Origin of the sequence: Brucella tritici, assembly GCF_008932285.1 — a bacterium.
Taxonomy (GTDB): Bacteria; Pseudomonadota; Alphaproteobacteria; order Rhizobiales; family Rhizobiaceae; genus Brucella; species Brucella tritici.
In genome coordinates this window covers 940,890-952,031 of the sequence record NZ_WBVY01000004.1, presented here as the reverse complement: position 1 = coordinate 952,031, position 11,142 = coordinate 940,890, and the positions used below count along the sequence as shown (strand labels likewise).

The window sequence follows — 11,142 nt, the reverse complement described above, 5'->3', positions numbered from 1 at the left end:
CCATAACGCGGGGTGGAGCAGCCCGGTAGCTCGTCAGGCTCATAACCTGAAGGCCGCAGGTTCAAATCCTGCCCCCGCAACCAAACATTCAAACCCCGTAGAAAAACTGCGGGGTTTTGGCGTTTAAAAGGGGATTCTGGCGTTCGAGGCAGCCTCGAATGGCCGCGCTGCAATTAACAAAGACTTCGTGCTGGGTTGATGCGTTGCCTAGGTGGATGGGCCAATGAGCTCATTCAGCTCCGTGTCCCACGCTGACGATGGAAATGCCTGCTGTTACTTCCCTTTCCAAACAGGATCACGCTTCTCAGCGAAAGCTTTGGCGCCTTCCAGATTATCTTCGGATTCATAGAGAATATCGACCGTAGCCAGTTTGCGTCGCATAATGAGATTCATCATGGTTTGGAAGTCTTCGCTTTCAGCGCGACGAACTGTCTCCTTGATCGCGGCATAAACCAAGGGCGGTCCGGAGGCGAGCAAGCGGGCAATTTCCCACACGCGTTCCTCAAGCTTTTCTTTAGACAGGACTTCATTGACGAAACCCCAGCGATGGGCTTCCTGGGCGTCGATCCAGCGACCTGTTAATAACAGTTCCATGGCGATGTGATATGGGATGCGTTTCGGGAGCCGGATGCTTGCGGCATCGGCAATGGTTCCCGAACGGATTTCTGGCAGGGAAAAAGACGAGTGGTCCGAGGCGTAGATCAGATCGCAAGACAGTGCCAGTTCAAAACCACCGCCAGCGGCCATGCCGCTGACACAGGCGATGACAGGTTTGTTCAGGTCCCGCAATTCCTGGATGCCACCAAAACCACCAATCCCGTAGTCGCCGTCGATGGGGGCACCGTCGGCCGCGGCTTTCAAATCCCAACCTGCGGAAAAGAACCGGTCGCCTGCTGTCTTGAGAATGGCTACGCGCAGTTCGGGATCGTCGCGAAAGGCTGCAAAGGTTTGTCCCATGATGCGCGAGGTTGGAAGATCGATGGCGTTGGCCTTGGGGCGATCCAGTGTAACTTCCAGAATAGCGCCTTCCCGGCGGGTTGTTATGGCGGCTTCGGCATGAGTGTTCACTTTATCGGCCTTTCCATACGGGATCGCGTTTTTCGACTGCTGCGCGCGGTCCTTCCAGCGCGTCTTCGCTTTCGATCAGCAATTTGAACAGTGGAAAAGTACCGGCTCGCATAGCGGCATAGCTCCCGGCCAGGCTCATATGCTCGGCCATGCGTGTCGTCTGCTTGGCTGCCGCAACCGAAAGCGGTGCAGAACGCAGGATACGTGCCGCGAGTGTTCTGGCCGTATTCAACAACTCGGCCTGTGGCACCACATCATTGACCAGACCCCAGCGGAGACAGTCCTGCGCGTTGAAACGACGCCCACCGTAAAGCACTTCGTTTGCGATGACCTTGGGTAGAAGTTTGGGGAGAACAAATGAGCCGATATCCGGCAGGACGCCGAGCGATGTCTCGGGTAACCAGAATTGGGCATGGTCGGCTGCAATAATGAAGTCGGCGGTCAGAAGTATTTCGAAGCCAGCGCCAATGGCGTAACCATTGACCGCACAGATGACCGGCTTTTCCAATCCGGGCAGTTCTGAAAAGCCATAGATGCCACCCTGGCCATAGTCGGCAATATAACCGTCTCCGCCGGTGGTCGCGGCTTCGTTTAAATCCCATCCAGCGGAAAAAAACTTTTCACCACCACCCGTGAAAATCGCAACGCGCAGGTCCGGGTCGTCGCGAAAGATGGCGAAGGCATCACCAAGCATTCGACTGGTCGGTTGATCTATCGCATTAGCCTTGGGTCGGTCGAGCGTGATCTCCAAAATCTGACCGTTGCGGACAACTTTGACCTCTTCACTCATCATGCTCTCCTGTTGTGTATTAGGGCGTCGACGGCGACGGCATTATCAGCTGTGACGATGAGCGGATTGATGTCGAGCTCTTCGAGGGTTCCTGCCTGCGTGAGTGCGTAATTGCTAATGCGCCACGCGGCTTCCACGGCAGATTCGATGTCTGCTTCCTGCCTGCCGCGAAAGCCGGTCAGGAGAGGTGCAGAGCGTAGCGAGAGAAACGCGGTTCGAATGTCATCACGGCTTGCGGGCAGAAGAAGCGCTCGCGTATCGTTCCATAGTTCGACCATCACACCGCCTGCGCCAACGGTTAGATACAGACCGAATTGCGGATCGCGAGCGATGCCTACAATCAGTTCAGCTACGCCGTCCTGAACCATCTTCTCGACAAGAAAATCGCATTCAAGGTGAGTAAGCGAATGCGCGGCACCGCGCACGGCTTCGGCATCGGCCAAGTTGAGGTGAACCGCGGCCATTTCTGTCTTGTGGAGCAGCTTATCTCCGACGCCCTTCAGGACGACAGGATAGCCCAGCTTTTCGGCAAGCGTGACGGCGTCGTCAACGCTGGATGCAATGCCGCCCTGTGGGGTAACAATACCGATTTCACGCAAGATCGACTTGGACGTCCATTCGTCCATTGCTGTGGCGGCAGATTCTAACACCTGCGCTTGTGCAGTCAGTGCTGAAGTTTGCGGACGCGACCACATCTCGCCAATCCATGCAGCGTTAGCAGCTGCGATCAATGCCGTAGCAAGACCCATCATTGGCGCTATGCCGGAAGCCAATAGACGCTCGGCATGGGGTTCAGTCATGTTTTCGGGCAGGCTGGCGACCAGTGCAAAACGCCCACCGCCTGCTTTGTGCGCTTCTATCGCTGCCTCAAGTGATATTTCGCAACCGTTATCGACACACCGATCGCTGCGAGGAAAGTCGAGCACCAATATGGTCAGTCCGAAATTCCCATCCAGCATGGCGCGATAGGTTGACGTAAGCGATGACCCGTTACCCCATGTAAAGGTGTGATAGTCGAGAGGGTTCGAGATGGTGACCATTTCCGGCAAGGTGGCACGGAGCTTTTCCATTTCGTCAGATGCAAGCGGCCGCAGGTCAAGACCGGCAGCGCTTGCAAGGTCGCCAACGAGCGATGCTTCGCCGCCGGAACAACTCATTGAACCGAGGCTTTTGTCAGGCGAAGGACCAAGCACATGAAGCAGCTTCAAGGTTTCGACGAATTCGTCGAGCGTCCGTGTGCGAACGACGCTGCATCGAGCGAAAAATGCGTCCGCGAGCGTGTCGGCTCCGGCCAGCGAGGCGGTGTGCGAAAGGGTCATCGCCTGTGCTGCAGCGGAGGTTCCGACCTTGATCGCGACGACGGGTTTTCTCATCTCGCGCGCCTTGGCGAATACACGTTCCAGCCGCGCGATGTTATCGAAGCCTTCAATGTGCAGGCCAAGAACGGTAACGCGTGGATCATCGAGGGCGGCTTCAGCCAATTCGGAGAGACCGGTTTGCGCCTGATTTCCAGCAGTCAGCACATAGGCGATGGGCAGGCCACGCCGCTGCATGGTGAGATTGATGGCGATATTGGAAGACTGCACGACAATGGCAGCCCCGCTTTCCACCCTCTTGCCGCCATGCTGGTCGGGCCAGAGCAGAGCGCCGTCGAGATAATTGATGAAGCCATAGCAATTGGGGCCAAGGATCGGCATATCACCAGCTGCCGCCAGCAAAGCCCGGTTGCGCTCGGCACCATCGGATACTTCATTGAAACCTGATGCGAAGCACACTGCACCGCCACTTCCACGGACTGACAGTTCGCGAACAATGTCGATCGTTCCGTCGCGGTTGACGCCGATGAAACTGACATCAGGCGCGCCAGGAAGGTCTGCGACGGATCGATAGCAAGGAATATCGTCAATGGTATCGCGGGTGGGGTGGACTGGCCAAAGCGCGCCTTCAAAGCCCATTTTACGGCATTGCCTGAGCACTGCCGTAGACCATCCTCCACCAAAGATCGCGATTGAACGAGGACGTAGAACACGAGACAGGTTCTTTTTGTTCACGGTCAAGCTCCAAGCGGACGGAGGAGATCGCGGGCAATGATGTGGCGCTGGATCTCGCTCGTGCCATCCCAAATTCGCTCGACACGCGCGTCGCGCCAGAATCGTTCCAACGGCAGATCGTCCATCAGCCCCATGCCGCCGTGAACCTGAATAGCGCGATCAGTGACGCGAGCCAGCATCTCTGACGCATAGACCTTAGCAGACGCAATTTCGCGGTTTGCAGGTAAGCCCTGATCGAGACGCCAGGCGGCTGCCAGCGTCAACCAGTCAGCGGCATCGATTTCGGTGACGGAATCGGCGAGCTGGAATCCGATACCCTGGAAGCGGCCAATGGGCTGACCAAATTGCTTACGCTGTGCGGCATAGTCCACCATCATGTCGAATACGCGGCGCGCACGGCCAACCGCCATCGTCGCTACCGTGATGCGGGTGGCGTATAGCCATTCATTCATAACAGCAAAGCCCCCGTCCACCTCTCCGAGGACCTGAGCATCCGGAATGCGACAATCATCGAATTCGAGGATCATATTCTTGTAACCGCGATGGCTGACGGATCGATATCCATCGCGGATCGTGAAGCCCGGCGTGCCGCGATCCACCAGAAAGGTCGTGATTTTCTTCTTTGTTCCGGCGGAAGATTGTTCTTCACCGGTCGCCATGAAGACAATGACGAAATCGGCGTGTTCCGCGCCAGAGATGAAATGCTTGGTGCCGTTCAGCACCCAGTCTCCACCGTCGCGGCGCGCATTGGCTTTCATTCCGCGAATATCTGAGCCAGCATCCGGCTCGGTCATGGCGAGCGCATCCATCCTTTCGCCGCGCACGGCTGGCAGGAGGTATCGCTCGATCTGTTCGCCCTGACAGGCCATGAGAATGTTTTGCGGACGACCGAAGAAATGCGTGAGCGCCATCGATCCGCGCCCGAGTTCTCGCTCTACCAGCGCGAATTCAAGATGGGACAGACCCGGGCCACCAGCGGATTCGGGAAAATTACTGGCGTAAAAGCCAAGTTCGATTGTCTTGCGCTTGATTTCCTCGCCGATCTCGTGTGGCACATGGCCGAGCCGTTCGACGGTCGTTTCATGCGGATAAATCTCGTTCTCGACAAAGCTTCGAACTGTCGCGACGATCATTTCCTGTTCTTCAGTCAGTCCGAAATGCATTGCGATCCTCCCATTCGCCATGCCAGGCTCTCTCTGCCTATGGCGTCGTTATTTCTATAAGTGCGGGTCCTTCAACCGTCCGAGCACGACGCAGCGCTTCGGCAAGCAGCACAAGATCGAGTGCTCCTGGATGAAGCGCATCCTGATTTTCACCATTTGTCAGCCGAATATGTTCGCCGGGTATGCCATAGGCCTGTGCGAGCTTGACGAAGTCGGGCGCAGTCGGACGCACGCCAACCGGTTCGATGCCCCGAGAAAGCATGTAATCTTCGATTTCCTGATAACCCTGATTATTCCAAACCACGAAAATCACCGGCGTTTTCTCATCCACGGCAGTGCCAAGGGTGCCGAGACAAAACTGGAAGCCGCCATCGCCCACCAGGCAGACGACCGGCGTGCCGCTTTGCGCAACGCTAGCGCCGACTGCGGCTGGAGGGCCAAATCCCAAGGCACCATAGCCGGTTGAAGCATTGAACCAGCTCCGCGCGACATCGGATTCGAAGAACAGATTGCCAGCATAAGCAAGCTGAGTGGAATCTCCGACAATCGTGCCGCCGGGGAGGGTGTCCCGAATGGTGTCCAGAACTTCGATCATCGCTTGCATTTTGGGCGAAAGGCAACGGTAGGCAGCATCAGTTGCGACAGATGCGCGTTCCTTCCCGTCGTCGCGCTCAACATGGGGCAGATGACGGAGGGACCAGGCCAACTCTGTCGTTATCTGATCCGCATCGCCTATCAGGGTGATCGTGGCTGGATAGCTGGTGGCAGCAGCATTGGGATCAATATCGATGCGGATCATTCTGGCGGGCGGCTCAAACCCACCATCCACATACATATCGTAGTCGGTCGGCCCGAACTGTGTGCCTATAGCGATGACGAGATCGGCCTGCGCGATCAGTTGGCGGATAGGTGGCAGGCTCGGACTTGCCTGAACTACAAGGACATGACGGCCAAGCAACCCACGGGCATTTGTTGTGGTGACCACTGGCGCGTCGAGCATTTCCGCAAGTGTTGAAACTGCATCACGCGCCCGGTTGGCCCCTCCGCCAGCGAGGATCAAAGGACGGCGGGCTTTCGCGCATAATGCTGCTGCGGCACTGATTTGACTGGCATCGAATGCGGCGGCGGTCTTTTTCAAAGATTTCAGTGGAACGCCTTCAAACGGCGCTTCCATGAGGTCGGTTGGAATTTCGATATGGACGGGACCCGGGCGTCCTGATTTCATCCGGGCGAAAGCGCGATCGAGCAGTTCCACAAGGTCGCCGGGCTGTTCCAGTCGCTCTGACGACAGGGCGATTGTTCGCATCGTTGCGGACTGATCGGGCAGTTCGTGCAGATGTCCACGATAATGTCCGAGCGTATGGCGCGCATTGACTCCTGAAATGACCAGCATCGGTATGGAATCTGCCCGTGCCTGTGCCATTGGCGTGATCGCGTTGGTCAGTCCCGGACCGGTAATCAGCAGGCAAACACCTGGCTTGCCGGAAACCCGCGCATAACCATCCGCCATGAAGCCTGCATCCTGCTCGTCCCGCGGAGTTACATGCCGGATATTCGATCCGGCCAAACCGCGATAAAGTTCGGCTGTATGTACGCCCGGAATGCCGAATACGGTATCGACGTCGTACACTTCCAGAAGATGGATCAGCGCTTGCCCGACCGTGGTTTTGTTCATGAAACCAGACTTTCTGCGCTGTGATTGAGGCTGCGGGCGAACCGTGCGATGCGGTCGCAAGCTTCGATAATCCTGTCTTCAGGAACAGTGACGCTCATGCGCACCAGATCCTTCGCAACCTGACCGAAAGACGTACCGGGCATCATCGAAACATAGTGCTCTTCGAGCAGGCGGCTGGCGAATTCTTCGCCATTCAGGCCGGTGCCACTGACATCAAGCAGCACGAACATACCTGCCTCCGGCATTAGCGGCTTGATCCCCGCTACGCCGCGCAACCGTTCGACGATCAGTTCAGACCGGGCCTTGTATTGCGCGCGCATGACGGATGAGGTCGACAGATCGTGTGTCAGTGCATAGGCCGCCATATCAGCGATGAAAGGCTGTCCGCCGAAGAGCATGGATTCTGAAAAGGGCAGCAGTCTTTGGCAAAACTCCTCCGACCCGACAGCCCAGCCCGAGCGAAATCCGGGCGCGGCATGAGATTTGGATATGGACGAGACCACGATGGCGCGATCGGCCATTTCAGGGATGTCGAGCGGTGAGGCAAATGCAGCGCCGAAAGTAAGCTCTTCATAGACCTCATCGCAGATGATCCAGAGATTGTGCTTACGGCAGACTTCGCTGATGGCAGCAATTTCGGGTTTTGTGAGTACCGCTCCGGTTGGATTATGCGGATTGTTGAGGAGCAATGCGCGGCAGTCGGGCGTAACAGCGGCTTCGAGTATTTCAGCGCGAAGATGAAAGCCATCCTCGGCTCGCAACGGTACCGGTACGATCTCGGCTCCCGGAGCACGCACGACGCCCTCATAGGTCGCATAATAGGGATCGGGAACGAGAACCTTGTCGCCACTCTCGACCAGTCCGGTCAGGACAGCATAGAGCGCAGTCTGTGTGCCCGGAAAATAGAGGACGTTATCGGTGGTGATGGTGCGGCCAGTGCGCTTTGAGTATTTGGCCGCCAGCGCCGCCAGCACCGCCGGTTCGCCGCGGCCGCTTGAATAGCGGGTGCGACCGGCGCGCATGGCATTGTTGCACACCTCCAGCAGCATGGGGTCTGGCGCGACGTCGGGTTCGCCAATCGTGAATTCGATAACCGGATGACCGAGCGCACGCAATTGCCTGCCACGCGCATGAACCCGCCATTTGTCCGACCCTAATCCTGATAGTCTTTCGGTGATGGAAGCGTAATGCATGTCAATTTCTCGGAAGTGGTGGCACAGCGGGAAGCTCGATGCCAAGAAGGGCGCCAATTGAGCTTAATCCGATGCCAATTTGCAAAGTGTCGTCTATTTCATCTGCGCTGAGACAGCCTTCAATCCAGAGACCATCGATCAGTGCATTGACCGCTATGGCAAGACGTCGGCATATCTCCGGCGCTGGCTCCCGGCCTTCCGCTGCCAAGACCTCCGCAATCAGGGTCTCTGTGGCCCGGCGGAAGGCGAGATAGCCTTCGCGATGTTCGTGCTCCAGATCGGGGTCGAGATGCACCTGGCTGACGAAAGTCGCCCAGAGCGAAAGCATGCGCGGGTCTGCCACCGATCCGCCAAGGCTGGCTGCGATAAACCGTGTCAGCCGATCGTGCGGCGTGCCACCATCCGATTCCAGAATGCTCAGCGCCGGAACGGTCATCATTTCGATCATGCGCCGGTAGGCAGCAGCGATGAGATTGGCCTTCGATGTGAAGTGATGCCGGATAAGGCCGTTGCTGACACCTGCACGCGCAGCAACGGCACGAACCGTCGTCGCCTGAAGCCCGAGATCGGCAATGCAATCGAGCGTAGCCTCTATCATGTCTGTGCGACGGTCGAAGTCTGGCGCACGTCGAAACGATGCGGTCATCCTCTCCTCCCTTGATGCGTGACTATGCACTTGCATAACACTTATTCAAGTGTATAGTCAGCGTCAAGGGAACCGTTGGCCACTGATTGAGAAGTCGAACAAGAACTTCGAAGTGGCTGATAATAAAGTAATATCCAGATGGTTTTCGGTGAACCGAAAGGTAGCCGGGCCAAGGGAGGTTCGTGCCGTATGAGCCAGGGCGAAGAGGCGATCTCTGTCGTCGACCTTCACAAGCGTTTCGGTGATCTCGAGGTGCTTAAAGGCGTTTCACTCAAAGCGCGCGAAGGCGACGTTATCGCAATTATCGGCGGCTCGGGCTCCGGAAAATCGACATTTCTTCGCTGCATCAACATGCTGGAACTGCCCACATCGGGAGCTGTCACTATCCACGGTGAAACCATTGCCATGAAGAACACCGGCAATGGTAGCCAGATTCCCACTGACCGAAAACAGATCGAACGCATTCGCACACGGCTTGGAATGGTCTTCCAGAGCTTCAATCTCTGGCAGCATATGACTGTTCTGGAGAACGTGATCGAAGCGCCCGTGCATGTGCTGGGTGTGCCGAAAAACGAGGCAATAGATCGTGCCGAGATACTTTTGAAGCGCGTCGGACTGTATGAGAAGCGCGATGTCTATCCCGCATTTATGTCCGGCGGCCAGCAGCAGCGTGCAGCGATTGCGCGTGCGCTCGCGATAGAACCTCTGGTCATGCTTTTCGACGAGCCGACATCGGCACTTGATCCCGAACTTGTCGGCGAGGTTCTCACTGTCATCGGCGATCTGGCCAAGGAAAAACGCACGATGATCCTCGTAACGCACGAGATGAAATTTGCGCGCAAGGTCGCCAATCACATCGTCTTTCTGCATGATGGCAGGATCGAGGAGGAGGGGTCTCCTGAAGAAGTTTTCGGAGCACCCAAGTCCGAGCGGTTAAAAAAATTCATCAGTTCAACGCACTGAAATGGGAATGGGAGGAGTACCAATGAAGTGTCTTTTTGCTAGTCTGTGCATCGGTGTAACATTCGCTGTCGCGGGTGTTGCCGGGGCAAATGCCGAGCAGGTGAAGGTCGGTATAGCAGCCGAACCTTATCCACCCTTTACATCGCCTGATGCGTCAGGGAAGTGGCAGGGGTGGGAAATCGATTTTGCCGATGCCGTCTGTAAAGAGGCCAAGCTCGATTGCGTGATAACGCCCGTCGCCTGGGATGGCATCATTCCCGCCCTGACCACCAGCAAGATAGACATGATTGTCGGCTCGATGTCGATGACGCCTGAACGTCTCAAGACGATCGATTTTTCGGACAAATATTATAATACGCCGACGATCGTGATCGGTACGAAGGATCTCAAATTCGATGCGACGCCGGAGGGGTTGAAGGACAAGACCATTGGCGTGCAGGTCTCGACCATCCACCAAGCTTACGCGATGAAGCACTTTGCGCCTGCTGGTGCAACGATCAAGGAATATCAGACGCAGGACGAAGCCAACAACGATCTCACCGCCGGGCGTGTTGACGCCGTGCAGGCGGATTCTCTGGCGCTGCGGGCGTTCCTTGCTACAGATAGCGGCAAGGCATGCTGTGAGGAAAAGGGTACAGTCGCGCAGGACGTTGAGGTTCTGGGACCGGGCGTAGGGATCGGATTGCGCAAGGGTGATACGGAACTCAAAGACAAGCTGAACGCTGCAATCAAGGCAATCCGTGCCAACGGGACCTACGACACCTTTACGAAAAAATATTTCGACTTCGACATTTACGGCCAGTGAACGTGATGGCCAGTCGGTATTCTGTCGGCTGGCCTGTTTGATTTAAGCATGAACGGAACCGGCCATGGATGCACCATTGATCAACTGGAGCCTGCTTGCTCTCAATCCGCCCGGATGGGGAGGCGTGCTTCTGCAGGGCTTCTGGCACACGCTGCAAATTGCGGTTGGCGGCTATTCGCTCGGTCTGTTGATCGGCATGTTCGGTGCATTGGGCAAGCTCTATGGCGGACCGATCATTCGCGACCTGCTGGAAGTCTATACAACAGTGGTGCGTGCCGTGCCGGAACTGGTGCTGATCCTCATCCTGTATTACGCAGGCACCGACCTGCTGAACCAGATGCTAGCGGTGTTCGGCTATGGCAAAGTGGATATTAGTGGGCTCGCTGCTGGTATTTTTGTTATCGGGGTGGTGCAGGGCGCTTACTCGACGGAAGTGCTGCGCGGTGCCATCAAAGCGATTGCGCCCGGCCAGATCGAGGCAGCGCGCGCTTTCGGGATGCCTCCATCCAAGATGCTTCGACGCATCACGATACCGGCTATGCTGCCCTTTGCCATACCGGGCCTGGCCAATCTGTGGCTTATCTCAACCAAAGACACTGCCCTTCTGGCGGTTGTCGGGTTCAGCGAACTGACGCTTGTAACAAGACAGGCAGCGGGGACAACCAAGCATTATCTGCTGTTTTTCATGACGGCGGGCGTGCTTTACCTTGCCCTCACGCTGATTTCGAATGTCTTTATCGGCATTATTGAGCGGCGTGCGCGCCGTGGTTTTGCACGGATTGACTGAG

Annotated in this window: 10 protein-coding genes and 1 tRNA gene; 4 read left to right on the top strand and 7 right to left on the bottom strand. The window is 56.6% G+C overall.

What is annotated here, in order from left to right:
* The first annotated feature begins 6 nt into the window (after nt 1-6).
* Nucleotides 7-83 (top strand) — tRNA-Met (locus F9K94_RS18980).
* Between the two features lie 190 nt (nt 84-273).
* On the opposite strand, the gene F9K94_RS18975 is transcribed toward F9K94_RS18980, so the two are convergent.
* From F9K94_RS18975 to F9K94_RS18945, 7 genes are read right to left on the bottom strand one after another with little or no spacing between them, the layout of a single operon-like run.
* On the bottom strand, nt 274-1,068 hold the full coding sequence (locus F9K94_RS18975; RefSeq protein ID WP_192799531.1) for a carnitinyl-CoA dehydratase: 795 nt from the start codon (nt 1,066-1,068) through the stop codon (nt 274-276).
* A gap of 1 nt (nt 1,069) precedes the next feature.
* A complete protein-coding gene (locus F9K94_RS18970) occupies nt 1,070-1,858 on the bottom strand; it encodes an enoyl-CoA hydratase-related protein (RefSeq protein WP_151647666.1) in 789 nt (262 codons plus the stop codon).
* A complete protein-coding gene (locus F9K94_RS18965; RefSeq protein WP_192799530.1) occupies nt 1,858-3,909 on the bottom strand; it encodes an acetate--CoA ligase family protein in 2,052 nt (683 codons plus the stop codon). The genes F9K94_RS18970 and F9K94_RS18965 overlap by 1 nt, the downstream gene beginning before the upstream one ends.
* A gap of 2 nt (nt 3,910-3,911) precedes the next feature.
* The gene (locus tag F9K94_RS18960) at nt 3,912-5,072 is read right to left on the bottom strand and encodes an acyl-CoA dehydrogenase family protein (protein ID WP_151647662.1); all 1,161 of its coding nucleotides are present in this window, start codon (nt 5,070-5,072) and stop codon (nt 3,912-3,914) included.
* Nucleotides 5,073-5,109: 37 nt separating this feature from the next.
* Complete coding sequence (locus tag F9K94_RS18955) at nt 5,110-6,747, bottom strand: 5-guanidino-2-oxopentanoate decarboxylase (protein WP_151647660.1); 1,638 nt, start codon at nt 6,745-6,747, stop codon at nt 5,110-5,112.
* On the bottom strand, nt 6,744-7,940 hold the full coding sequence (locus F9K94_RS18950) for a pyridoxal phosphate-dependent aminotransferase (RefSeq protein WP_151647657.1): 1,197 nt from the start codon (nt 7,938-7,940) through the stop codon (nt 6,744-6,746). The genes F9K94_RS18955 and F9K94_RS18950 overlap by 4 nt, the downstream gene beginning before the upstream one ends.
* Nucleotide 7,941: 1 nt before the next feature.
* Nucleotides 7,942-8,586, bottom strand: coding sequence for a TetR family transcriptional regulator C-terminal domain-containing protein (locus F9K94_RS18945; RefSeq protein WP_151647655.1), 645 nt, complete (start codon nt 8,584-8,586; stop codon nt 7,942-7,944).
* Between the two features lie 189 nt (nt 8,587-8,775).
* On the opposite strand from F9K94_RS18945, the gene F9K94_RS18940 reads away from it, so the two are divergent.
* From F9K94_RS18940 to F9K94_RS18930, 3 genes are all read left to right on the top strand, one after another.
* A complete protein-coding gene (locus tag F9K94_RS18940; RefSeq protein ID WP_061347714.1) occupies nt 8,776-9,549 on the top strand; it encodes an ABC transporter ATP-binding protein in 774 nt (257 codons plus the stop codon).
* Between the two features lie 22 nt (nt 9,550-9,571).
* Nucleotides 9,572-10,354, top strand: a complete 783-nt coding sequence (locus tag F9K94_RS18935) for a transporter substrate-binding domain-containing protein (protein ID WP_061347715.1) — start codon at nt 9,572-9,574, stop codon at nt 10,352-10,354.
* 64 nt (nt 10,355-10,418) lie between these two features.
* Nucleotides 10,419-11,141 carry an ABC transporter permease gene (locus F9K94_RS18930; RefSeq protein ID WP_151647653.1) on the top strand — a complete coding sequence of 241 codons (723 nt, stop codon included), beginning with the start codon at nt 10,419-10,421 and terminating at the stop codon, nt 11,139-11,141.
* The last annotated feature ends 1 nt before the right edge of the window (nt 11,142 follow it).